The organism is Ruegeria sp. ANG-R (genome assembly GCF_000813985.1).
In the GTDB taxonomy this organism is placed as follows: domain Bacteria; phylum Pseudomonadota; class Alphaproteobacteria; order Rhodobacterales; family Rhodobacteraceae; genus Ruegeria.
In genome coordinates this window covers 15137-37208 of sequence record NZ_JWLJ01000011.1, presented here as the reverse complement: position 1 = coordinate 37208, position 22072 = coordinate 15137, and the positions used below count along the sequence as shown (strand labels likewise).

Below are 22072 nucleotides of genomic sequence, written 5' to 3'. Positions count from 1 at the left end.
TCTCTTCCGGGGCGCCTTTTTTTGTTTAAGCGTGTTACTTGATAAGGAACAACAATGGCAAAGACACGGGTTCTGGTCGAGTTCGGGATGGGAACCTCGCTGCGGCGCGAGGACTATACCGAAGCAGCGTTGCGCGCCGTCAAGGATGCGCTCTGGCATAACTCGATCAACATGGCGGAACTGTTCGGATTTCCGAAAGAAGCAATGATCATTGATGCCGAGATCGGAGTACAGCAGCCGGGCCGCGTGGATACCGAAGCGTTGAAAGCCGTGTTTCCCTACGGCCAACCCAACATCACGGTTACGCAAGGTGGGCTGGATATTGAAAAGCCGCACACCGAAGGCCGCACGGTGATCGCCAACGCCGCGATCGTGGTCTCATTCGATATGGAGCCCGCCCAATGACCGACAAACGCATCATTCTGGAGATGGGCACCGGGAACGATCTTTACGGTCAGGACTATACCAAGGCCGCACGCCGCGCCGTTCAGGACGCGCTGCATCACTCGTCGATCACGTTGTTTTCCAAGCTGGGCATCAGCCACGAGGAAATGCGCGTTCAGGTCACAATCGGTGTTCAGCAGCCCGAGGCGGTCGATTGCGATCTGGTTGCCTCTGATCTGCCAAGGGGGCGTGCCTTGGTCCGGGCCGTCAAAGGTGGTCTGGATGTCGAGGATACCGAAGCGGGCAGGCGCCATGTTGTCGCCACTGCGGCGATTGAGGCATATCTACCCGATCTGGCAGGTAAATTTGTCGAAAGCTGAAAAAGAAAAAGCCGCTCGTCCGAGCGGCTCATCTTACGATTTGTCCTGATACTAGATCAGAATTTTCCGATATCGGCGCGGGTCAGACCAACGTCTTCCAATTGCGCATCGGTCAAACGCGCCAGCTCTTTGCGGGTCTTGCGCGATTGGTACCATTCGACAACGTTTTCGAAGGTGTGCGAGATTGCGTCCACTGCGTGCAGGATGGTGACTGCTCCGAGCGGCGCATGGGTTTTTGCGATAGCTTTGGCCATGTGCTTAGTCCTTTAAACAGAAACAGCCGACCCGTTGTCGGTTGTAGGCCCCGTGTACCTCCGGTGGCTGAGTCTCACAAATGCTGACTCGACAGCCCCGGTCTGCAATTGCTGCATATCTTTTAGGCGGTTTGAGAACCGGTTGCGCCGAACCCGCACCCGGCCCATATATACCGCCACAGATAACGGAGGCATTCATGGCAGACAGCGATTTTCCCGGATGGCACGGCACCACCATCATTGGCGTCAAGAAGGGCGGGCAGGTTGTCATCGCCGGGGACGGGCAGGTCAGCCTGGGCCAGACCGTGATCAAAGGCACCGCGCGCAAGGTGCGTCGCCTGACACCGGGCGGGTTCGAAGTGGTCGCCGGATTTGCCGGATCGACTGCGGATGCGTTCACTTTGCTGGAGCGGCTGGAAGCCAAGCTCGAGGCGACGCCGGGCCAACTGGCTCGCGCCTCGGTCGAGCTGGCCAAGGACTGGCGGACGGACAAATATCTGCAAAAGCTTGAGGCGATGCTGATTGTCACCGACGGCAAGGACCTGTTGGTGATCACCGGGGCAGGGGACGTGCTTGAGCCCGAACATAACGTGGCCGCCATCGGATCGGGCGGCAACTTTGCCCTCGCCGCGGCCCGCGCGATGATGGACAGCGACAAGCCGGCTGAGGATGTGGCCCGCGAGGCCATGGCGATTGCAGCTGATATCTGCGTCTATACCAACGGCAATCTGACGGTGGAGTTAATAGGATAATGACTACTGTACTTGCAGCTATACTGGGCGGACTGGTTGGTGGTGTAATTGGGCCGATTGTTCTGGACGAATACAAATCGAAGAAGCATCGAAAAGAATGGAAAGAGCCGCGAAAGGCGCTTCTTAAATCTATGCTGGAAGATCCAAAATATCGCTTCAAATCAATTGAAAAATTGAGTCGGACCATCGGCTGCACGCCTGACGAAACACGCACCCTTCTAATCGAGTTAAAAGCGCGCGGAGCCAGGATGAAAAAGTCCAAGAAAGAAGGCTGGGCTCTTATTGAGCGAGCGCCGCTTCAAGAAGAGTTACGGGCTTTGGAGCAGGAAGAAATAGAAGAAGACCAAGTGTGAAACCTACTCTTCAATATCCTCACGCCAGCAGCGCTTTGATCTCTTTCCCTTTCCAGCGCATGTGCATCCCGATCAGGCCCATGAAGGCCGTGGCGATGACGATGTAATAGGGCAGGCGGATATCGATACTCATCAATCCACCTCCGATCAGGGACATGATGCCGCCCGCAAGGCAGAACACGGCTGTGGTCACGCCCATGACCCAGCCCTGATCGGTTTCGGCAACGCTGGAGGAGAACAGGCCCAACAGCGTCGGGTAGGACACGCCGAAGAAGAAGTAGAAGAAGAAGACCGGAACAAAGCTCAGCACCCCGCTGGGGCTGAAGGCGAAAGCAAAGCCGCAAATCACCATCATCACCAGTGAGGCATAGATGATCTGGTGCTTGTTGAACCTTTCCTGTGCGGGTTTCACAAGGAAAGTGCTGGAAAAGGCCAGTGCAACGCCGATCACCACCATCGCCATGCTGCCTCCGATCACACCATAGCCCCAGGCGCTGGTCAGAAAGTTGTCGACGAACACATAAAAGGTGACGTTAGCGACCATGAACAAGGCATAGACTGGCATGATCTTCAGAACCAGTGGGTGCCCTCGCACCGCAATCAGGCTATCGGTGATGTCGCGGGGCCGGAAGACAAAGGGCTCGCGATCGGTTCGGGTATCCTTGAGGAATGTAGTCACAAGGAAGATGGCGATCAGGACCAGAACAAAGGCCCCATAGAACGGTGTCTTCAAGGTCGCGGCACTTCCCAGAAGCGCGGCATCAGACAGGACCGCACCTATGATCGGGCCGCCCACAAGGCCAAAGCTGACGCCGGTCACGATATAGCCCATGTTTCGATCTCGGTCAGCTGCGTCGGTACTGCCGTCGATCATTGCCGCCTGCGCAATGGGCTGATTGCCAGCCGTGAACCCGGTGATCGACCGGCCGATGATCAGCAAAAGCAGGCTGTTCATATAAAGCGCGGCGATGGTCAGGGCATAGCCGATAAGCGCTCCGGTCAGACAGACCAAAAGCGCGTTTTTGCGCCCGATGGAGTCCGAGACCTTCGAGACATAGACCACCCCCAGAAACCACGACAAAAAGAAGCAGCCGATCACCAAACCATAGTAGAAATGCCGGGTCCCCATGGCGGTGCTTTCGGGCAGGAATCCCGACTTTGTTTCCATGAGCAGTGAGTTGATTATCGGAAACACCAGCCCTTGCCCGATCAGGTCGACAAAGACCACAAACAACAGGGTGATCTTGGCTATTTTCGTCATTTTCACTCTCCCGACCCTCAACACCTTGATAACACAGTATCAGAGGGCGCGCGTTTCACCTATGGAAAGCATTTGCAAACCGGATGGGGCGTTGCTAACCAACGCTGCCGCTGTTGTTTTCATTCCAACGGTAACTACCTAAGCCCAAGTTTAGCCCTGCCGACCGAAAGGACTGCGCCTTGACCGACCTGACCCCGCGCGAGATTGTCTCGGAACTCGACCGTTTCATCATCGGTCAGAAAGACGCCAAGCGCGCCGTCGCCGTCGCGCTGCGCAATCGCTGGCGGCGCAAGCAGTTGCCGGATGACATCCGCGATGAGGTCTATCCGAAAAACATCCTGATGATCGGCCCCACCGGTGTTGGCAAGACTGAGATCAGCCGCCGTTTGGCCAGGCTGGCCCGCGCGCCCTTCATCAAGGTCGAAGCCACCAAGTTCACCGAGGTCGGCTATGTCGGCCGTGACGTGGAGCAGATCGTGCGTGATCTGGCTGACGCCGCAATCCTGCAAACCCGCGAGTATATGCGTGAGGATGTCAAAACCCGCGCCCATCAGGCCGCCGAGGATCGCGTGATCGAGGCCATCGCTGGCACGGACGCCCGCGAAGCCACGCGCGAAATGTTCCGCAAGAAGCTGAAAGCGGGTGAGCTGGACGATACCGAGATCGAACTGGAATTGTCCGATACCTCGAACCCGATGCCGATGTTCGACATTCCGGGCCAGCCCGGTGGCCAGATGGGGATGATGAATCTGGGCGATATCTTCGGCAAGGCCTTTGGCGGGCGCACGGTCAAGAAACGCATGACCGTCGCCGAAAGCTATGATGCCCTGATCGGGGAAGAGGCTGACAAACTGCTGGATGATGAGACCGTCAACCGCGTGGCCTTGGAATCGGTCGAGCAGAACGGCATCGTGTTTCTGGATGAGATCGACAAGGTCTGCGCCCGCTCGGACGCGCGCGGCGGCGATGTCAGCCGCGAAGGGGTGCAGCGAGACCTGCTGCCTCTGATCGAAGGCACCACCGTCAGCACCAAACATGGCCCGGTGAAGACCGATCATATCCTGTTCATCGCGTCCGGTGCGTTTCACATTGCCAAGCCCTCGGACCTGTTGCCCGAACTTCAGGGCCGTCTGCCGATCCGCGTGGAACTGCGGGCGCTGACCGAAGAAGATTTCGTTCGCATCCTCACCGAAACCGACAACGCCCTGACCCTCCAGTACACCGCCTTGATGGGCACTGAGGAGGTCACCGTCAGCTTCACCGAAGACGGGATCGCGGCCCTGGCCCGGATCGCCGCGGATGTGAACCAGAGCATCGAGAACATCGGCGCGCGGCGGCTTTACACCGTGATGGAGCGCGTTTTCGAAGACCTGTCCTTTGTTGCGCCCGATAAGGCCGGCTCCGAGATCACCGTTGATGCAGCATTCGTGAACGAAAATCTGGGTGAGCTGACAAAGTCCACCGACCTCAGCCGTTACGTTTTGTAACAGGGCCAGCCGGTTTTTGCCGGCGACCCGCACCCTGTGACTGGACGCGGAGCAGGAATAAGGTAGCGTGGCCCTGTAACTGTTTAAGGGCAGGCCGTGTTGCGCTATCTGATCATCATCGCGAACCTGTTCTTGCTGACCGCCTGTGTGGATCGGTCCGTGACCGAGATCATGCCGAATGCGCTGAAAGTCGGCACCCCCGCTACGATCTTTGCCGCCACCACCCGTGCGCGCGAACCGGATGGCTCTTACGGCTCCAGGCGCGCCGACGGGCTGCGATACCTTGAGCTGACGGTCTCGATCCCACCCTCGCACACCCCCGGCGAGCTGGAGTTCTCTTACGCCAATCCAAATCCGAACAAGCAGTTTGTTGTTGCCGATGTCACCGAATTCGCGGGACCGCAGGAGCTGAAATCCCGTCTGACCGGCGTGGACGACGTGGTGATCTTTGTGCATGGCTATAACGCCACACAGACCGAGACCGCTTTTCGCGCGGCGCAGCTCAGCCACGATATCGGCATTCCGGGCACGACCCTGATCTATTCCTGGCCCAGCCAGGCGCGCGGGCTTGGGTATGCCTATGATCTGGACAGTATGCTGTTTGCCCGCGACGGGTTGGAGCAGACCATCCGATATCTCAAGTCAATCGGCGTGAAACGGGTGGTCCTGATTGCCCATTCGATGGGCAGCGCCCTTTCAATGGAGATGATGCGGACCGCCGAGCTGCGCGAACCCGGCTGGTCAAAACGCAATCTGGAAGGGGTCATCCTGATTTCACCCGATCTGGATGTGGACCTGTTCCGTTCGCAGATGAACAGTATCACAGATCCGCCAAACCCGTTTGTCGTGATGGTGTCGAAGAAGGACAAGATCCTGAATATCTCAACCCGTCTGCGCGGCACGGCAGACAGCGAGAGGTTGGGCAATATCAGCTCTGTCGACGCATTGGCCGAATATCCGATCAACGTCATCGACACGACCGCGTTCAACAGCGATGCGGGCTCGTCGCACTTTGTGGCCGCGACCTCGCCCGCATTGCTGGCCATTCTCAGCTCGGTCCGCCGGGTCAGCAGCACCTTTGGCCCTGACCGACCCGGAATAGATGTCCTTGTACCACCCAGCGAACGCAGCAGGGATGGCGCGACCGAGATTGTGTTGACCGAAACCGGTCAGGCGCAGGTCAGCACTCCGTGATCACATTGGGGCGAAACCGCCCTGGCGTGTCTTGGTCAGGCGCGCATCCGGTGATCGGGGTCCAGCGATGGGATCGCGTCCAGCAGGCGCTTGGTGTAGTCCTGCTTTGGCGCGGCAAACAGCTCGCGCGTTGGGGCGCTTTCGACGATCTTGCCGTGATACATCACAACTACAAAATCGCAGGTGTGGGCCACAACCGACAGATCATGGCTGATGAACATGAAGGTCAGGCCCATGTCCCGCTGTAGGGATTTCAGTAGGTTCAGGATATCCGCCTGAATCGACACATCCAGCGCCGCCACGCATTCATCGGCAACCACAAAACGCGGGTTGCACGCCAAGGCCCGTGCAATTGATATCCGTTGACGCTGACCACCTGAAAACGCGTGCGGATAGCGGCGCAGATGTTCCAGATTCAGACGGCATTTACCCGCAATTTCACGTACCCGCGCGTCAGTTTCCTCTCGCGATGCGGTCAGACCCATCACATCCAGCGGTTCGGCGATGATGTCGCGCACGGTCATGCGTGGGCTCAGCGCCGCGTACGGGTCCTGAAAAATCAGCTGTGCCCGGCGGCGATAAGCCTTTAGGTCTGTGGCAGACATTTTGGTCAGATCAAACTGCTCTTCACCATCGTCATAGCTTGCGCTGCCGCTGGTGATGGGAACCGCATTCAACAACGCACGGCCAAGCGTTGTCTTGCCCGAGCCGGATTCGCCCACGACACCAACAAAAGCCCCTTGCGGGATTTCGATCGACACATTGTCGACCGCCTTCAACGTGCGCTTGTTAAATAGCCCGCCACCAAGGGGAAATTCGACCGACAGGTTTTCTGTTTTTATGAGTGCGTTTGTCATGACTGACCCGGTACGTCTTCGGGGAAAATGGCTGCGAAATGACCGGGGCTGACCTCGGTCAGGGGCGGGCGTTCGGTCTCATACCGCGATCCGGGTTTGAGTTCCGGGTTGCGTGGGTGGAACACGCAGCCTGATGGCCGTTCCAGAGGTGAGGGGATGTCGCCGGGAATGGGGGTCAGCGGTGCGTCGAGATCGTCGAGTTTGGGCAATGCGTTCAGCAAGCCGCGCGTATAGGCATGTGCCGGGTGACGGATCACTTCGCGCACCGGGCCGCTCTCCATGATCCGGCCCAGATACATCACCGCAACTCGGTCGGCGGTTTGGGCGACAACGCTCAGGTCGTGGGTGATAAAGACGATGCCCATGCCGAACTCAGCCACCAGATCCTTCATCAGGTCCAGCACTTGTGCCTGAATGGTCACGTCCAGCGCCGTTGTCGGCTCATCCGCGATCAGCAGTTTGGGTTTGGTCGACAGCGCCATAGCGATCATCGCCCGCTGACGCATCCCGCCCGACAGTTCGAACGCGTACTGGTTGAAACGGGCCGCCGGTTCAAGGATGCCCACCCGGTCCAGCATTTCGATCGACAGGTCCTTGGCCTGCTTCTTGCTGAGGTCCGTATGGATCAACAATTGTTCGACCATCTGTTTGCCGATGGTGATGGCGGGGGCAAAGCTGGCCATTGGCTCCTGAAAAATCATGCTGACCGCACCGCCGCGCACAATCTCCATGTCCCGGGGCCGCTTCAGCGCCATGACATCAACCGGACCGCTGTCCAGATGCAGATCGATCCGGCTTTCCGGCGCATAGATCGCGTTGGGCGGGTTCAGCTTCATCAGCGATTTTGCCGTCACCGACTTCCCCGATCCACTTTCGCCGACCAGCCCGAGAACCTCGCCCGGGGCGAGTGAAAACGAAACGTCCTCGACCGCCGTGATCAAGCCTTCGTCGGTTTTAAACTGAACGGACAGGTTTTCAACATCGATCAAGCTCATTTGCGGGTCTCCGAATAAGGATCAGCCGCATCACGCAGGCCATCGCCGACGAACACGAAAGACATCACGAGAACGACGAAGAAGATGACCGGGATGAAGTACCATTGGTAATTCAGCAGAACATCCGCCTTGGTTACGTTCTGCAGCATCACACCCAGCGAATTGACCGGGTCTTTCAACCCCAATCCGATAAAGCTGAGCGCAGTTTCGCTGAGAACCATGTAGGGGAACGAGATCACCAGATCGACGATGATATAGCTGGTGAAGCTGGGCAGCAGATGGCGGCGAATGATATGACCGGGCGAGGCGCCGCAAAGCTTTGCCGCAAGCACATATTCCTGATTGCGTTCGGTCAGCAGATGAGTGCGCACACGCCGTGCCAGCGTCGGCCAGCCGACCAATCCCAATATGGCCGTGATGACAAAGAACCTTGTCTCAGCCGACCATTCCGGCGGGATGAAGGCCGCAATCGCCATGAACAGGGGAATGGCCGGGACCGTTCGGATCGCATCCGTGATCATCTGGATCACGCTATCCACCATTCCGCCGTAATACCCGGCAACCCCACCAATCGCGAGCGCCAGCACGAATGAGATCATCACCCCGAGCGTTCCGACCTGCAGCGAGGTCCAGACCGCGTGCAGCGTACGGCTGAAGATATCCTTGCCGGCACTGTCGGTTCCGAACAGATGGACATAGCCCTGATCGACGCCAAACAGGTGGATATCACCAGGAATGAAGCCGAACAGCTTGTATTTGTCGCCTCTCACGAAGAACTGGATATATCTGCGCTCGTCTTCGTTCACTTTCTCGACCCAGCGGAAATTCGTCGCAAGCGAGCGTTCTCGGGTCACACCATGCAGGAACGGACGGGCAGAACATCCGTTCTTGTCACAGAACTGAGGGATTTGCGGAGCACCATTCAGATAGTCCTTGTCGCGCCCTGCCGCCGTCGGATCATAAGGCGACAGGAACGGCGCAAAAATGCCCGACAGGATCAGCACGACCAGAACAGTGGCCGCGATCATCGCGGCGCGCTGTTTCTTGAACCGGGCCCAGATCAGTTGACGCTGCGAGGCGGTGAAATAGGCTTCTTTTGCCTTTTGGTTGTCGATTGTCGCAGTCATCTGGTCACCTGAGGATACTTTTGCGGACGCGCGGATCGATGACCGCAAGCAGAATGTCGGTGAAGAAATTCAACGTCACGATTGATGCTGTCAGCAGGAAAATGATGGCCCCCGCAAGCTGTTGGTCATTGGACCGCGCCAACGCTTCAAGCAACAGCGCCCCGGCTTCGGTCAATGTCAGGATCAGTGCCACGATGGGCAGCTCGTTGAAAATCCGGTTCAGGTCAAATCCAAGGCTGTTGACGATGGGCCCCAGCGCATGACGGGCCGGATAACGCCACAACAGACGGCGGCCATAGATGCCCCGCGCGGCGGCAGCCGTGACGTAAAGCTTGCCGATCTCATCCGACATCAGCGCGCGAACGGTCTGCAACGCAAAGGCGGTGGCCGACCAGCCCAGAATGAAGATCGGCAGCCAGGCGTGTTTCAGCAAGTCAAGGAATTTCCCCCAGGACCATGGCGCCTCTTTGTATTCGGGTGAAAACAATCCTGTAAGCGTTTCGCCGAAATAGACGGTCGAAACCAGCATCACCATCAGCGCCAACAGGAAGTTCGGCATTGCCAGGCCCAGATAGCTGACAATCCGCAATGAATTGTTCAGCGCGGCACTGCGCGAGGCGGCGGAAATGATGCCCACAGGTATGGCAATGGCATAAGCCAGCGTCAAAGCGCCAAGACAGATCCAAAGCGACAGCCAGAACTTGTCGCCCAGAAGCTGTGCGATATTCACGCGCAGAATACAGCTTTCGCCGAAATCGCCACGAAATGCCCCGGACAGCCATGTGGCCCATCGGGTCAGGAACGGTTGATCCAGCCCCAGCCGGGCGCGTTCGGCTGCAACATCTGCAACGGTGATCGCGGAACCTTGAGTATTCTTATACGCCAAATAGCGCTCGGCGCAGTCCCCGGGCACCAGCTCCATCAGCGAAAAAACAATCAGCGAAACGATGACCAGAGTGACCAACGCCATAACCGCCCGGGTGGCGGCAAATCTGCAGAATTGCAACATATCTGTCCCCGCAGGATGCGCGAAGGTGGGCGCGGGCGCCCACCTTCTTATCTTCTATACCTTACTCGCTCAGCCACCACTGGGCGGGGCGGTAAGGATAGGTCCGATAGAACTCGTAGGACTGCGTTTTGAACTCGGTAAAGTTCTGCAGGTTGTTCGAGTGATAGATCGGCGCAGGCGCGTTGACGGTGCCCAGGAACAGCAGTTCGCCGGTCATGATCTCAACCATCTTCTGTGCGGCGGCTTTCGAGGCATCAGAGCCCGGCGCGCTGGACTGATAAGTATCCAATGCGGCCTTCAGATCAGCGACCCAAGCCGGGGGTTCAACACCGTTTTCTCCGTTCGAGCTGATGTATTCAGCCCAGAGCATCCCTGTGCGCACGTCGAAATAACCATCGAACGGAGGCACCCAGATTTCGCCATCTCCAAGGATCGACCCGGCAGGCTGGCTTTTCAGCCACAGACCCATATCCAGCGAGTTCGCCGTTTGCGCGGCGCGGAACTCGTCCGAGGTGACCTCTTTGATCGCGGTATTGACGCCAACGTCTTTCCAGTTCTGCGCAATCAGTTCCACCAGTTGCGCCGACGCGGGCTGGGTAGAGAACTGCCAGTCCAGAACGAACGGGTCACCGTTCGGCAAGTCGCGGAAACCGTCGCCATCCTGATCGACCAATCCGACTTCGTCCAGCAACGCATTGGCGCGATCAGCATCAAAGGCGATCTCATGGTTCGACCACTTTTCATCGATGAAATCAGGTCGCGGTGAGAAGCCAATGTACTGAGTCGGAGTACCCAGACCAAAGGCGACAACCTCGTTCAACTGGTTACGATCCATCGCGACGGACATCGCGGTTCTGAACCGGATATCGTTGAAGATCGCGCGTTTGGCTTCATCTTCCGCAGTTACGTTAAAGGTCAAAACCGGGTAGCCGATCGAAGGCATCACCTCGACCGTGTAATTTCCGTTCTCCTGCCCTTCCAGCAGCACCGGAGCCGATGTCAGGTTCACACCCTGCGACTTGTAATCGACCTCGCCGTTCAGCAGCTTGAGCGTGCGGACCTCTTCATCCGGAACATAGGTTTCATCCATTTCCGAGATGTAAGGCAGCTGGTTGCCCTGCGTATCGACCTGGAAGAAATAGGGGTTGGCCACATAGTGACGACCCTCGGTGCTCTCCTTCACCAGGATGTGGCTTTCAAGCGTCGGCATTGTATCGGTCGGAAGACCGGCCAGCTTGTCACCCGCTGTCAGCATCGGTGAGGGTGTATCCATCCAGTCCGAATTGCCATAATAGGCTTTGATCAGCTCATACCCGTTCTCATAACCAAGCGCCTGCGCGTTTGCATCGGCGTTCTCGTCCAGCGCCGGATGGAACTTTTCAAAGAAATGCTTGGGCTGATAGGGCTGCACATAGGTGAACGAGAATGTCTCGGTCAGACCCGGCTTGGGGGCCGCAAGGGTGAAGCGGACTGTGGTATCGTCCACCGCCTCGACCTTCATGGGTTCACCGCCTGCCAACGCATAGTCTTTTGCCTCGGCGATGACGTTGGTGTCCATCATCAGGTTGTCGTACCAGAACACAACATCCGCTGAGGTAAAGGGCGCACCGTCCGACCATTTGTGGCCTTCACGCAGCTTTACGGTCAGCTCGGTAAAGTCGTCGTTCCATTCCCAGGATTTCGCCACATTGGGCACCAGAGTCTGCAGGTCGTCCGAATACCGGAACAGGTTCACGTGGCGCACCGATAGGAAGTCCGACGTGCCGCTTTCGGTGGCGTTGGACAGCGCGTCCAGAACACCGCCATACTGACCAATCGAGTCATATGGCACCACAACCAGCGGCTCGGCAGGCAGACGGTCCGCCACCGCAGGCAAGTCGCCATTGCCACGGATCATGCCATTCAGGTCGCCGATCGCCGGGTTTTCGGCAAAACTGAGCGTGCAGTTTGCGGCCGTCTGAAACTCGGACAGATTATATTGCTGAGGATAGGCGCCAGCAGATACGCCCTGCATATCGGCAACAGTTGCTGCGGGGCAATTGGCCCAGGCCGCTCCCCCAAGTGTGGCAAAGGCCACGCCAGACATAAGTAGCTTTTTCATGTTTTCTCCCTAAGTTTCTTTCATTGTGTTTTTGCGTTTCCGAGAACCCGATTTGACAGCTTTGCCTTTGGTGGCTTCTCTGTTTTTGTCTCGCTTCCGCGACGCGACTTTCTCAAGCCGGGTATCCGCGGCCACCTTATTGTTTCCGGTTCCGTTATCCGAGGCGATATGCACTTTAACCCCGGCCTCATCAAAGACAGGGACAAACGCATCTGGCGGAACGAGATCTGTCACCAGATCCGTCACCTTGTCGAACGGGCAGGAAACATTGGCTGCCCTCGCGCCAAACTTAGTGTGGTCCGCCGCAACAATCATGCGATGCGCATTCCCCCGAAGGGCACGAGTCAAGTTTGCCTCCAGCGGATTGGACGCCAGGACACCACCGACCAGTGACAGCGCATCCGCGCCGCAGATCACCGCATCATAGCTATACTGACACGCCAGTTCTTCAGCCGCACGGCCAAAACTGCCGCGTTCAGACCGGATCACCTCACCTCCTGCCAGAACAGCCCGTGTACCATTGTGATCGGCCAAAGATGCAACCACAGACAATGAGTTGCTGACAACCGTCAGGCCGCGCAATTCACGCAGTTGTTCAGCCACATGAGTCATGGTCGATCCAACAGCAATGAACAGCACCATCCCGTCCTCAAGCAGCCCGCTGACGTGTTTGGCGATATTCGTTTTCTCATCGGCGTTGTATTCCAGCGCGCCCGAGAACATGGGCGTGTCCTGCGCACGCGACAGATAGGTGCCGCCATGCACGCGCTCGACCTTGTTCGCCCGCGCCAATGCCTTGACCAGACGGCGGACAGTTTCCTCAGAAACGTCCATGATCTGGGCGATCTGAGTGTTGCGCGCTGAACCGCCCAGCCGCGCCAGCACATCCAGCAGCTCTCGGCCGCGATGGGGGATGGTTAAGCTGTCATCATCCATGTTTAGACTCGGTCATATTTTCGCGTAAAAATCCACAACAAATGTAAATCTTTTGCGACAATTTTGGTTTTTTTGACTTTTTCGGTCAATTTTGCATGTTGAAATTACTTCCACACCCGATACGGCAGATGAATCTCCAGACCATCACAAGAATCAGCGCACTCAGATCATCATAGGTTCATGACGACAGTGCGATCATTGTCACGCCCGCCGCCATCATCACCGCCGCCAGCAACCGACGCATCGGGTTGCCTTCACCCAACAACAGGAACCCGATCAGAGCTGCAAAGATCACCGAGGTTTCGCGCAAGGCCGATACAACGCCAAGTGGCGCGAAATTCTTGGCGTAAAGCACCAGGCCATAGGCGGTCATCGATACCATTCCGCCTGCCAGCCCAACGGCCCAGGTCCGCAGCGGCAGTTGCAGCAAAAGGGCGCCTCTGCGGATTGCGACGAAACCGGCAACAAAGATGTGCAGCACCGAATGCCATGCCCAATAGCTGAGGATATTGCCCGACAGCCGCACACCCAGACCATCCACCAGCGAGTAGATGGAAATACAGAATCCCGTTCCCAATGCAAAAACGAGCGACGCCCTGCCGACCCCCTGTCTCAGAACCGACCAGCTGGATATTTGAATACCCATGGCGATTACTGCGATCCCGACCCACGCCTGCATGGGCAGATGCTCACCCGCAAAGATCACGGCCCAAAGCGCGACAAGTGCGGGAACGACACCGCGCGCGATCGGGTAGACAACGCTGAGATCACCGTGCCGGTAGGCTTGGTTCAGCATATAGAAATACCCGAAGTGCACGACCGTGGAGCCCGCCAGATAGGGCAGGCTCTCGATACCGGGCAGCGGCAACACCGCCACCATCAACACCCCCGGTATCACATGCCCCAGAGCGACCAGCCCCAGCGTAACAGTTCGGTCTGCGGCCGTTTTGACAACGGTGTTCCAGATCGCATGAAGCAAAGCCGCGGCAAGGATTATGAAGACAATGCTGATGCTCACCGTCAGACTGCCCCTGAAAAAGACACTGTCAGCTCAACCCGGGTGCTCCCGCAAGGCGGGTCGGTGACCGCGCTTGTCACCCTTTGACCTCGGTCTCTGCGTCTTGTTCCATCTGCGGCAATTCTTCAATCAGCCGGGTTTCGAGCAATTGTCCGTTGCGATACAGGATCGGATAGGCGACAGCCGCGATGTGACTGTTGAATTCACGGAAGGCGCGCAGTGTCTCAAGATGGATATCGCTGGTCTCAAAGCTTTCTGCGCTGCCATGTTGCAGGCGTTTCAGGTGACGTTTGCGGCTGTCGCGCTCGGCGCGTTTGATTTCGGTCTTCTCGAGGCTCAGCAGGCGTGCGCTTTCCAGATCGTCCGAAATCAGCACGTTCGAGGCCAGTTTCAGATTGGCAAGGATGCCCTCGTGCATCTCGACCAGTTCTGACCAGCCTTCTTTGGAGAACGAGGCCCCCTTTTTGCGCATGTCGTCCGCCAGAGCGGTCAGGCGCTTGGCCACCACGTCGCCGGCAGTCTCCAGCCGGATGGCGTATTCCATCAGGTCCCGCGCGATCTTGGCATTCTCCTTGCCAAACGCGTCAGCGGGGATCGCCGCGACGTATCGCCGGATACCGGACAGGCAATCATTCACATTTGCATCCATATCCCGGATCGCGCGGATCTGCTCTTTGTCGCCGCTGCGATAGAGGTCCAGCGCGGGCCGGAACATTGAGCCAACCATGTCGCTCATCCGCAAAAGCTCGCGCTTGAGGCTGGACAGAGCCTGACTTGGTCTGCCGATTGTATCGATATCCAGCGCGCTGATCGGTTGCCCGGGTTGTGCGCCGCTTTCGGGGCTTTTCGGATCGGGCAGCAATTGTTCGAACGGGGCGCGCAACCTACCGCAAAATGGCAGCGCGAGAAGCAGAAGTGAGGCGTTGAACATCAAATGCGCGTTCACAAGCATCTGCCCGCCTTGCAGATCCCCCAAAACCCCGGCCCGCAGCGCCAGATTCGCCGCAAACAGCGAAACGATTGACCAGCTGCCCCGTAGCGCCAGATTGGCGAAGGGGATGCGCCGGGCCGACTGGGCCATACCACGGGTCAGCCAGACCGGGATGAAAGCCGATCCGAAGTTTGCCCCCAGCACCAGCGACAATCCCGCGGCAAAGGGGATCGCCCCGATCTGCACCAGCGTCACGCACATCAAAATCGCCGCAACCGACGAATGCATGACAAAGGCCAGCGCACCGCCGACCAGAAACGCAGTGATATAATCGCGTGCAAGATACTCTGCTATGGCAGGCAGAAACGCACTGTCACGGATCGGGTCCATCGCCTCGCGCAGGAACCGGAGCGAAATCAGGATGAAGGCGACGCCCATCAGAATACGGCCCAGTTGGCGCGACTTCTTCGCCTCGGTCTTGACGAACAGATAGCCGCCGACCGCAAGCAGCATCGGCACCAGCCAATCCAGTTTGAATGAAAGCACCTGAATGATCAGCGCCGAGCCCAGATCCCCACCCAGAACCATCGCCAGCCCGGCTGGAAAGGCCAGCATTCCACCCGCCGCAAACCCCGAAGTCAGCAATGCAACCGCCGCCGAGCTTTGCAGCACGACCGCCATTGCAAGACCGACCATCGACGCCTGCGCGTAGCTGCGCTGCGTCGTCATCACCCGCTGAAACGATGCGCCATAGCTGCGTTCAATCCCCGTGCGCACCATGCGCACGGCATAGAGCAGCAACATTGTTGCTCCGGCCAGGCTTATGAGAAAACTGACGATCGCCATTCCGCTATCCGTTCACCAATTCAAGAAGCTCTGCGTGTAATTGTGGTGTAGCCGCCGATATCACCCGGCCATCCGAATTCAGATCCAGCGGTTTTCCGTCCCAATCGCTCATGATACCGCCTGCGGCTTCGACAACGGCAGTGACAGGAAGATAATCGTAGGGCTGCAGATCATAGTCGATCACCGCATCCACGTGACCCATCGCAAGCAGCGCATGTGGATAGCAGTCATACGCAAACCGCCGGGTCTGTCCTGATGTCATCAACCGGTCAAAAAGCGCCGGGTGATCCCGGTAAATCTTATCGCCTTCGTTGACGAACAGAACAGCATCGCTCAGCCGGCATGTTCCACTGACGCTGACGGGCTTGCCATTCAGCGTCGCCCCCTGATCCTTCATGCCGATCAGAACTTCGTTCAGCGCCGGCATTCCGATAACACCCAATCGAGGTACCCCGTCCGTCAGATACCCCAGCAGGAACCCAAACAACGGATGCCCCGACAGGAAAGAGCGGGTACCATCTATAGGGTCGACGATCCAGACATTTTGCCGATCCAGCCCTTCGAACCCCTGTTCTTCACCAAAAATGCCGTCATCGGGGAATTTGTCCGCCAGATACTGCCGCACCACGGCTTCAACACCCTTATCCGCTTGTGTGACCGGGCTTTCATCCGCCTTGAATTCGACGCCCAGTGTTCCGCGAAAATACCCGCGCGCGGCGTCTGCGGCGATACGGGCGATTTCATTCGCGTGGGTCGCGATATCTGCAGTGTTGTCAGGCGTCGCAACAGCGTCGGGTGAATTCAGCATCTGGTTTCACCTCTCATCGCAATGTCAGGTCCGGTATTCCGAAGCACTTTCATGATACGGACAAACGGGATGTGTAACGGATCGTCGTTGCACACGGCTTTCCCGGTTGTATTGTCACTCTGAAACGCTGCATTTGGCAGCACATTTGAGGTATCAATTTCGCAAATCTCCACACAGCACACCAACATTAACCCACAAAAACCAACTTACTCAACTGAATTATTCCGTTTTTAGTTGAATCGCGCCGCCTTTTGTGGATTTTCAGGGTTGGGCATCGCAATCATGGGCAAAGCGGGCAATACCGCAGGACATGCCAAGCAGGAAAACCACCCGGACACCAGGATTCGGTCCGGCGATCAGGAGCACCGGGACATGAAAGACAAACGCAACGTCCTGTTTATCATAACCGACCAGATGCGGGCAGATTGCCTGTTCGGAGCGTTGGCATCGCATGTGGATCTGCCTCATATGCGCGCATTGATGGAGGACAGCGTTTCGTTCACCCGGCATTTTTCGGTCACCAACCCGTGCGGGCCATCGCGTGCCTCATTGCTGACCGGACAATACGCGATGAACCATCGGTCTGTACGAAACGGCACACCCTTGCGTCACGATACCCCAACAATCGCAAGTGAAATGCGCAAGGCCGGGTATTTACCGATGTTGTTTGGATATACCGACACTTCGCAAGACCCGCGTGTGTTTGATGCCAGCGATCCGGCCCTCAGATCATATGAATTCCACATGGCCGGTTTTCAGGAAATGCTCGAGATGCGGATGGAGATGTCATTTCCCTGGCGGTCGCATCTGAAAAACCGGGGTTATCGGTTCGACACCTATTTCGATGTATTCAAACCGGTGGCAGCAGATGGCGGAACACCTGCTTTGAATGATCCGGCTTTCTACGCAGCCGAAGACAGTGACACCGCCTTTCTGACTGACCGGTTTCTGGACACCATGCCGGCTTACGCGGATGACGACCGGGGCTGGTTTGCGCATCTGACCTATCTGCGCCCACATCCGCCGCTGGTCGCCCCTGCGCCATACAACCGGATGTATGACCCCGCCTCGCTGCCCGTGCCATCGCGCTTGCCGACGCCTGCGGCAGAAGATGCTCTGCATCCGTTTTTTGCACCGGCTCGAACCAACACTACCGTTGCCGGGTTCGTCGAAGGCTTCCCGGACCTTGAGCCCACAGACGAGGTGGTGCAGACGCTGCGCGCGATTTATCTGGGTCTGGCAACCGAAGTGGATCATCATATCGGCCGCGTCGTGTCCTTCCTGAAAGAAACCGGACAATATGATAATACGCTGCTGGTGATCACCGCCGATCACGGAGAGATGCTGGGTGATCGGCACAGCTGGGGCAAGATGTCGGTTTATGATGCTGCATACCATACGCCTCTGATCTTGCGCGTGCCCGGCGGTGCCCAAGGCAAGCGTGTAGAGGCGCCGACGGAATCCATCGATATCGTACCGACAATTCTCGACTGGGTTGGTCAGCCCGTACCGGATTCCATGAACGGACGTTCGCTAACGCCGTTCGTTCAGAATGACGATCCAACTCCACCAATGGACTGGCGCCGCTATTCGTTCTCCGAACTGGATTTCGCCGATCCGCTGATCCCAACGCACTGGCAGCGCGATCTTGAGACAGGGCTGGAGGATAGCTGCCTGAGCATCCTGCGCGATGACCGTTTCACGCTGATCCAATTTGCGGCCGATCTGCCGCCTTTACTATTCGACGGCAAAGGGCGGGGAGAGCTGGAGAACGTAGCCGAACGCCCCGAACACGCTGCAACTCTTGCACGCATGACACGCGACATGCTTCGCCACCGGATGCGGAACATGGACAAAACCCTGTCGAACTGGATGATCACACCAGATGGGCCGCGGCATCCTTAACTGCGGAACACCTAACGAATGCGCCTGAGATAAACGTAATAGGCGCCGTCGCCGCCATGGCTGATATGAGCGGGGGTCACCTGCAACACTGCTTGCGCAAGCGGCGGAATAGACAGCCAGTGCGGAACCTGATTTCGCAAAACACCGCGTGGCGTCGGGATTGGGCCGGGCTCATCGCGATCCTTGCCCTTGCCGGTGATCACCAGAACAAGCCGCTTGCCCTGCGCCTGCGCCGTCAGGATGAACCGCACCAGCGCGGGATGGGCTGCATTCATCCGCATCCCGTGCAGGTCGAGCTTGCCCTCGGGCTTGAGCTTGCCACGCTTCATGCGACCAAATGCTTTGGTGTCCATCTGCACCGGGTTTGCCCGCAGGCCTTCTGTCACAGAGGGTTTCAGATTGTGCCGCACCGGTTTGGCTGATGCGGTCTGGCCAAGTTCGAAAACATCGATCCGTGCTATTGGCGCTTTGGTCGGCTTGGGTTTGGGTAGAGTTGTGGGATGAACTGTCTGCGGAAGTTCAGGATGCAGCCGCTCAGCCTGCTTGGCGACCTTGCGCCACAGCTCGATCTCGTCTGACGTCAGTTTGCGCCGTGTCATCAGAATTCATCCGGTAACAGGGCATAGGCCCGCTGGATCGGCAAAAGCACAACCATGCGGCCCGGGTCTTTCAGACGGCCAGCAGCTTGTCCCGCCTCATCCCCAGTGCCAAAGAAAATGTCCGCCCGCTGAGCGCCCTTGATGGCCGAACCGGTATCCTGCGCGATCATCAACCGCCGCAAGGGATTCTTGCCATCCTTCTCGACCCAGACCGGAGCCCCCAACGGCGTATAAGCCGGATCGGCCGCAATGCTGCGCATTGTGGTGACCGAGCGGTTCATCGCACCCAGCGGACCGAATTCGGGCGCGACCCGCGTCACTTCGCGGAAAAACACATAAGACGGGTTGTGAAACAACAACTCAGCCCCGGCTTCGGGGTTCTTGCGCACCCACGCCCGGATCATCTGGGCGCTGACTTCATGCGCACCCAGCGCACCACGCCGCACCAGTTCAGCACCAATGGATCGATAAGGATGCCCATTGGCACCGCCATACCCCACCCGCAGCGCACTGCCATCGGGCAAGCGGATACGGCCCGAGCCCTGTATCTGCAAAAAGAACAGCTCGACCGGGTCATCGACCCATGCGATTTCAAGCCCCCGGCCCGTCATCGCATCTCCGGTCAGCAAATCCCGTCGGCTGAGCCACTGGTCGACCCCGCGCGCCTCGGGCGGCATCCGATAGAGCGGATAGCGATACTTACCAGATGGAGATTTCGAGCCATCCAGTTCAGGCTCAAAATATCCGGTGAACAGCGCGTCCTTTCCGTCTTCAACCAGAACGGGGCGGAAAAACAGTTCAAAAAACGATCGGGCGGACTCGGACTCGTACGTCCGGGCAACGCCACACAATGCCTGCCAATCGGGGTCTTTCAGATCACCGCAGGTGTTCAGGAATACGGAAAGGGCTGCCCCGTGATCGTCGGCAGCCCAGCCATCAAGGTCATCGAATGACAGGATGGATCGCGTCGCCTCGGCTCCGGCGGCGCTGGCAGTGGTCATGACGACCCCCAGAAATAGCGACCGGAGCGCTGCAATCATGCGTCCGTGGCAACAAGCAGCCAGTTCGGATCGTCCGCGCCCATGACGCGGGCAAAGGTCCAGCTGTCCTTTTGGCGTTTGACGGTATTGGGATTGCCTTCGATGATATCCCCGCCGCGATCGCGCACGACCGAGGTCAGTTCACCGATAAAGCGCATGGTGATCTCGGCCTGATTGCTGTCCTTGTCGAACGACACATCGGCCAGCGTGGTTTCGCGTACGCCGATAAATTCGGCCTCGATGGTCAGGCCCTTGTCTTCGCGATCGGCAACCACCGAAACAAAGCTGTCGAACACCTCTTCGGACAGGAAAGGCTGAATCTCGTCCAGATTGCCCTTTTCGAACCCCATCACGATCATCTCATACGCGCCGCGCGCACCCTGCACGAATTCACTGACGGAAAAGCTGGGTTCGACCCGCTTCATCGCGGCCAGGGTCTGCGCCTGTTCGCTGTCTTCCGCCACATGGTCGGTGATGTCGTGATCCGGCCCGCCTTCGATCACTTCGAAGTCACGTCGCGCACCGTTGGTATCCGGCTGCTGCTGAAGCGGAGGTTTTTCAAAACCTTCACGCGTACCCAGTACGCTTTTCAGACGCAGGATAAGGAAAACGGCAATTCCGGCCAGCACCAGAAGCTGGATCAGGGGTGAGTTCATTTCGTCCTCTTTTCAGAACCCGGGCTTTGTATACGCAGCCCTCTGCCACTATGTAGGTGACAGTTGGGTGCAAGTCCACAGCCCGGCACATGCTAAAGGATACCGCAAATGTACTTGTTCCTGGCTTTTTTATTGGTTCCGATCATCGAGATCGCCCTGTTCATACAGGTTGGCGGTTTGATCGGGCTTTGGCCGACGCTTGCAATTGTCGTTCTAACGGCGGTTTTGGGCACCGTTCTGGTGCGGACACAAGGTCGCATGGCGCTGGCCAATCTGCAGCGATCCTTCGCTGAACTGGATGATCCGACCGAGCCGCTGGCCCATGGCGCGATGATCCTGTTGTCGGGCGTGTTGCTGCTGACACCCGGATTCTTCACCGATGCCATTGGTTTCGCATTGCTTATACCGGGCATTCGCGTTGCGGTATTTCGCTATCTCAAGTCGAAGGCGACAATCACGCATTTCCAGATGGGTACGGGCGCGCAGTTTCGATCACGTCCAAATCCGTTTGATAATGATGACGTGATCGACGGCGAGTACACCGAAGTCAGGCCCCGCCAGAACCCGGAGAAGCCGTCTAAATGGGTCGAAGGCCCGCAGTAGCATTGAGCTACCGCGCTCAACTTGTTAAGCAGTGGCGAATTTCATTTCCGGAGTAGTTACATGGCTGACGAAAGCCCCCAAGAAAACACTGCGGCACAGGCTGCCCCACAGATCCAGATGCGCGTTCTGGGACAATTCATTCGCGATATGTCCTTTGAAAACGTCATGGCGCAGAAAGGTGTCTCGGGTGATGTGCAGCCCGAGATTTCGGTTCAGGTGAACCTGGACGCGAAGAAGCGCCCGACAGATCATCAATACGAGGTCTCGATCAAACTGAACCTGAAGTCCAAGGCCAAAGGTCTGGAAGACATTCTGTTCCTGTGCGAGATCGATTACTGCGGCCTGTTCCACGTGGAAGGTGTGCCTGAGGATCAGATGCATCCGTTCCTGATGATCGAATGCCCGCGTATGCTGTTCCCGTTCCTGCGTCGTATCGTCAGCGACATCACACGTGATGGCGGCTATCCGCCGGTCAACCTCGATAATATTGATTTCGTGGCGCTTTATCGCAACGAACTGGCGCGGCGCCAGGCCGCTGCACAGACACAACAGGCCGACGCCTGATCACCTTGAGAC

The 22072-nt window shown here is 57.7% G+C and carries 23 protein-coding genes; 9 read left to right on the top strand and 14 right to left on the bottom strand.

Features of this window, described 5'->3' with window-relative positions:
• The first annotated feature begins 54 nt into the window (after positions 1-54).
• Positions 55-405: a Lin0512 family protein gene (locus tag RA27_RS18520; RefSeq protein ID WP_039542607.1), complete on the top strand. Its 351-nt coding sequence runs from the start codon at positions 55-57 to the stop codon at positions 403-405.
• Complete coding sequence (locus RA27_RS18515; protein WP_039542605.1) at positions 402-764, top strand: Lin0512 family protein; 363 nt, start codon at positions 402-404, stop codon at positions 762-764. Before RA27_RS18520 ends, RA27_RS18515 begins: the two co-directional genes overlap by 4 nt.
• A 56-nt stretch (positions 765-820) precedes the next feature.
• Here RA27_RS18515 and RA27_RS18510 read toward each other — a convergent pair whose 3' ends face one another.
• Entirely contained in the window at positions 821-1018 is a 198-nt protein-coding gene (locus RA27_RS18510; RefSeq protein ID WP_039542602.1) for a DUF1127 domain-containing protein, read from the bottom strand.
• Between the two features lie 197 nt (positions 1019-1215).
• Here RA27_RS18510 and hslV point away from each other — a divergent pair, with 197 nt between their 5' ends.
• Positions 1216-1770: an ATP-dependent protease subunit HslV gene (gene hslV, locus RA27_RS18505; protein ID WP_039542600.1), complete on the top strand. Its 555-nt coding sequence runs from the start codon at positions 1216-1218 to the stop codon at positions 1768-1770.
• Positions 1770-2123, top strand: a complete 354-nt coding sequence (locus tag RA27_RS18500) for a hypothetical protein (protein WP_039542598.1) — start codon at positions 1770-1772, stop codon at positions 2121-2123. Before hslV ends, RA27_RS18500 begins: the two co-directional genes overlap by 1 nt.
• Before the next feature lie 19 nt (positions 2124-2142).
• Here the strand turns inward: RA27_RS18500 and RA27_RS18495 are convergent, their stop codons facing one another.
• Positions 2143-3384 carry an MFS transporter gene (locus tag RA27_RS18495; protein WP_039542596.1) on the bottom strand — a complete coding sequence of 414 codons (1242 nt, stop codon included), beginning with the start codon at positions 3382-3384 and terminating at the stop codon, positions 2143-2145.
• A 179-nt stretch (positions 3385-3563) separates the two neighbouring features.
• Here RA27_RS18495 and hslU point away from each other — a divergent pair, with 179 nt between their 5' ends.
• Together hslU and RA27_RS18485 are read left to right on the top strand one after the other, a co-directional pair.
• Entirely contained in the window at positions 3564-4871 is a 1308-nt protein-coding gene (hslU, locus tag RA27_RS18490; RefSeq protein ID WP_039542594.1) for an ATP-dependent protease ATPase subunit HslU, read from the top strand.
• A 96-nt stretch (positions 4872-4967) separates the two neighbouring features.
• On the top strand, positions 4968-6065 hold the full coding sequence (locus RA27_RS18485) for an alpha/beta fold hydrolase (RefSeq protein WP_052265380.1): 1098 nt from the start codon (positions 4968-4970) through the stop codon (positions 6063-6065).
• 35 nt (positions 6066-6100) lie between these two features.
• Here RA27_RS18485 and RA27_RS18480 read toward each other — a convergent pair whose 3' ends face one another.
• The 9 genes from RA27_RS18480 to RA27_RS18440 all read right to left on the bottom strand — a co-directional run bounded on the left by RA27_RS18480 (position 6101) and on the right by RA27_RS18440 (position 16693).
• Positions 6101-6922 (bottom strand): ATP-binding cassette domain-containing protein, encoded by an 822-nt coding sequence (locus RA27_RS18480; protein WP_052265379.1) that lies wholly within the window; start codon positions 6920-6922, stop codon positions 6101-6103.
• The gene (locus tag RA27_RS18475; protein WP_052265378.1) at positions 6919-7917 is read right to left on the bottom strand and encodes an ABC transporter ATP-binding protein; all 999 of its coding nucleotides are present in this window, start codon (positions 7915-7917) and stop codon (positions 6919-6921) included. The genes RA27_RS18480 and RA27_RS18475 overlap by 4 nt, the downstream gene beginning before the upstream one ends.
• Complete coding sequence (locus RA27_RS18470) at positions 7914-9044, bottom strand: ABC transporter permease (protein ID WP_039542589.1); 1131 nt, start codon at positions 9042-9044, stop codon at positions 7914-7916. Before RA27_RS18470 ends, RA27_RS18475 begins: the two co-directional genes overlap by 4 nt.
• A gap of 4 nt (positions 9045-9048) precedes the next feature.
• The gene (locus RA27_RS18465) at positions 9049-10053 is read right to left on the bottom strand and encodes an ABC transporter permease (RefSeq protein ID WP_039542586.1); all 1005 of its coding nucleotides are present in this window, start codon (positions 10051-10053) and stop codon (positions 9049-9051) included.
• Between the two features lie 61 nt (positions 10054-10114).
• Entirely contained in the window at positions 10115-12154 is a 2040-nt protein-coding gene (locus RA27_RS18460) for an ABC transporter substrate-binding protein (RefSeq protein WP_039542582.1), read from the bottom strand.
• Between the two features lie 9 nt (positions 12155-12163).
• Positions 12164-13090 (bottom strand): DeoR/GlpR family DNA-binding transcription regulator, encoded by a 927-nt coding sequence (locus RA27_RS18455; protein ID WP_082025192.1) that lies wholly within the window; start codon positions 13088-13090, stop codon positions 12164-12166.
• 178 nt (positions 13091-13268) lie between these two features.
• The gene (locus tag RA27_RS18450) at positions 13269-14108 is read right to left on the bottom strand and encodes an EamA family transporter (RefSeq protein WP_039542579.1); all 840 of its coding nucleotides are present in this window, start codon (positions 14106-14108) and stop codon (positions 13269-13271) included.
• 76 nt (positions 14109-14184) lie between these two features.
• The gene (locus tag RA27_RS18445; protein WP_039542576.1) at positions 14185-15885 is read right to left on the bottom strand and encodes a Na/Pi cotransporter family protein; all 1701 of its coding nucleotides are present in this window, start codon (positions 15883-15885) and stop codon (positions 14185-14187) included.
• 4 nt (positions 15886-15889) lie between these two features.
• The gene (locus RA27_RS18440; protein WP_039542573.1) at positions 15890-16693 is read right to left on the bottom strand and encodes an inositol monophosphatase family protein; all 804 of its coding nucleotides are present in this window, start codon (positions 16691-16693) and stop codon (positions 15890-15892) included.
• A 372-nt stretch (positions 16694-17065) separates the two neighbouring features.
• On the opposite strand from RA27_RS18440, the gene RA27_RS18435 reads away from it, so the two are divergent.
• The gene (locus RA27_RS18435) at positions 17066-18598 is read left to right on the top strand and encodes a sulfatase-like hydrolase/transferase (RefSeq protein WP_039543179.1); all 1533 of its coding nucleotides are present in this window, start codon (positions 17066-17068) and stop codon (positions 18596-18598) included.
• Positions 18599-18609: 11 nt separating this feature from the next.
• On the opposite strand, the gene RA27_RS18430 is transcribed toward RA27_RS18435, so the two are convergent.
• From RA27_RS18430 to RA27_RS18420, 3 genes are read right to left on the bottom strand one after another with little or no spacing between them, the layout of a single operon-like run.
• Positions 18610-19197 (bottom strand): Smr/MutS family protein, encoded by a 588-nt coding sequence (locus tag RA27_RS18430; RefSeq protein ID WP_039542570.1) that lies wholly within the window; start codon positions 19195-19197, stop codon positions 18610-18612.
• Complete coding sequence (locus RA27_RS18425; protein WP_039542567.1) at positions 19197-20237, bottom strand: murein transglycosylase A; 1041 nt, start codon at positions 20235-20237, stop codon at positions 19197-19199. The genes RA27_RS18430 and RA27_RS18425 overlap by 1 nt, the downstream gene beginning before the upstream one ends.
• Complete coding sequence (locus tag RA27_RS18420; RefSeq protein WP_039542564.1) at positions 20234-20893, bottom strand: Tim44/TimA family putative adaptor protein; 660 nt, start codon at positions 20891-20893, stop codon at positions 20234-20236. The genes RA27_RS18425 and RA27_RS18420 overlap by 4 nt, the downstream gene beginning before the upstream one ends.
• 108 nt (positions 20894-21001) lie before the next feature.
• On the opposite strand from RA27_RS18420, the gene RA27_RS18415 reads away from it, so the two are divergent.
• Both RA27_RS18415 and secB read left to right on the top strand, forming a co-directional pair.
• The gene (locus tag RA27_RS18415; RefSeq protein WP_039542561.1) at positions 21002-21496 is read left to right on the top strand and encodes an FxsA family protein; all 495 of its coding nucleotides are present in this window, start codon (positions 21002-21004) and stop codon (positions 21494-21496) included.
• A 60-nt stretch (positions 21497-21556) separates the two neighbouring features.
• Positions 21557-22060, top strand: a complete 504-nt coding sequence (gene secB / locus RA27_RS18410; RefSeq protein ID WP_039542559.1) for a protein-export chaperone SecB — start codon at positions 21557-21559, stop codon at positions 22058-22060.
• Positions 22061-22072 lie beyond the last annotated feature (12 nt).

Bases quoted from the DNA above. Each gene is read 5' to 3' on its own strand.
- RA27_RS18445 (WP_039542576.1), bottom strand. From the start codon at position 15,885: ATGGCGATCGTCAGTTTTCTCATAAGCCTGGCCGGAGCAACAATGTTG.
- RA27_RS18420 (WP_039542564.1), bottom strand. From the start codon at position 20,893: ATGAACTCACCCCTGATCCAGCTTCTGGTGCTGGCCGGAATTGCCGTT.
- RA27_RS18495 (WP_039542596.1), bottom strand. From the start codon at position 3,384: ATGACGAAAATAGCCAAGATCACCCTGTTGTTTGTGGTCTTTGTCGAC.
- RA27_RS18440 (WP_039542573.1), bottom strand. From the start codon at position 16,693: ATGCTGAATTCACCCGACGCTGTTGCGACGCCTGACAACACTGCAGAT.
- RA27_RS18455 (WP_082025192.1), bottom strand. From the start codon at position 13,090: ATGGATGATGACAGCTTAACCATCCCCCATCGCGGCCGAGAGCTGCTG.
- RA27_RS18460 (WP_039542582.1), bottom strand. From the start codon at position 12,154: ATGAAAAAGCTACTTATGTCTGGCGTGGCCTTTGCCACACTTGGGGGA.
- RA27_RS18415 (WP_039542561.1), top strand. From the start codon at position 21,002: ATGTACTTGTTCCTGGCTTTTTTATTGGTTCCGATCATCGAGATCGCC.
- RA27_RS18520 (WP_039542607.1), top strand. From the start codon at position 55: ATGGCAAAGACACGGGTTCTGGTCGAGTTCGGGATGGGAACCTCGCTG.
- hslV (WP_039542600.1), top strand. From the start codon at position 1,216: ATGGCAGACAGCGATTTTCCCGGATGGCACGGCACCACCATCATTGGC.
- RA27_RS18475 (WP_052265378.1), bottom strand. From the start codon at position 7,917: ATGAGCTTGATCGATGTTGAAAACCTGTCCGTTCAGTTTAAAACCGAC.
- RA27_RS18435 (WP_039543179.1), top strand. From the start codon at position 17,066: ATGAAAGACAAACGCAACGTCCTGTTTATCATAACCGACCAGATGCGG.
- RA27_RS18425 (WP_039542567.1), bottom strand. From the start codon at position 20,237: ATGATTGCAGCGCTCCGGTCGCTATTTCTGGGGGTCGTCATGACCACT.
- RA27_RS18470 (WP_039542589.1), bottom strand. From the start codon at position 9,044: ATGACTGCGACAATCGACAACCAAAAGGCAAAAGAAGCCTATTTCACC.
- secB (WP_039542559.1), top strand. From the start codon at position 21,557: ATGGCTGACGAAAGCCCCCAAGAAAACACTGCGGCACAGGCTGCCCCA.
- RA27_RS18515 (WP_039542605.1), top strand. From the start codon at position 402: ATGACCGACAAACGCATCATTCTGGAGATGGGCACCGGGAACGATCTT.
- RA27_RS18500 (WP_039542598.1), top strand. From the start codon at position 1,770: ATGACTACTGTACTTGCAGCTATACTGGGCGGACTGGTTGGTGGTGTA.
- RA27_RS18510 (WP_039542602.1), bottom strand. From the start codon at position 1,018: ATGGCCAAAGCTATCGCAAAAACCCATGCGCCGCTCGGAGCAGTCACC.
- RA27_RS18480 (WP_052265379.1), bottom strand. From the start codon at position 6,922: ATGACAAACGCACTCATAAAAACAGAAAACCTGTCGGTCGAATTTCCC.
- RA27_RS18430 (WP_039542570.1), bottom strand. From the start codon at position 19,197: ATGACACGGCGCAAACTGACGTCAGACGAGATCGAGCTGTGGCGCAAG.
- RA27_RS18465 (WP_039542586.1), bottom strand. From the start codon at position 10,053: ATGTTGCAATTCTGCAGATTTGCCGCCACCCGGGCGGTTATGGCGTTG.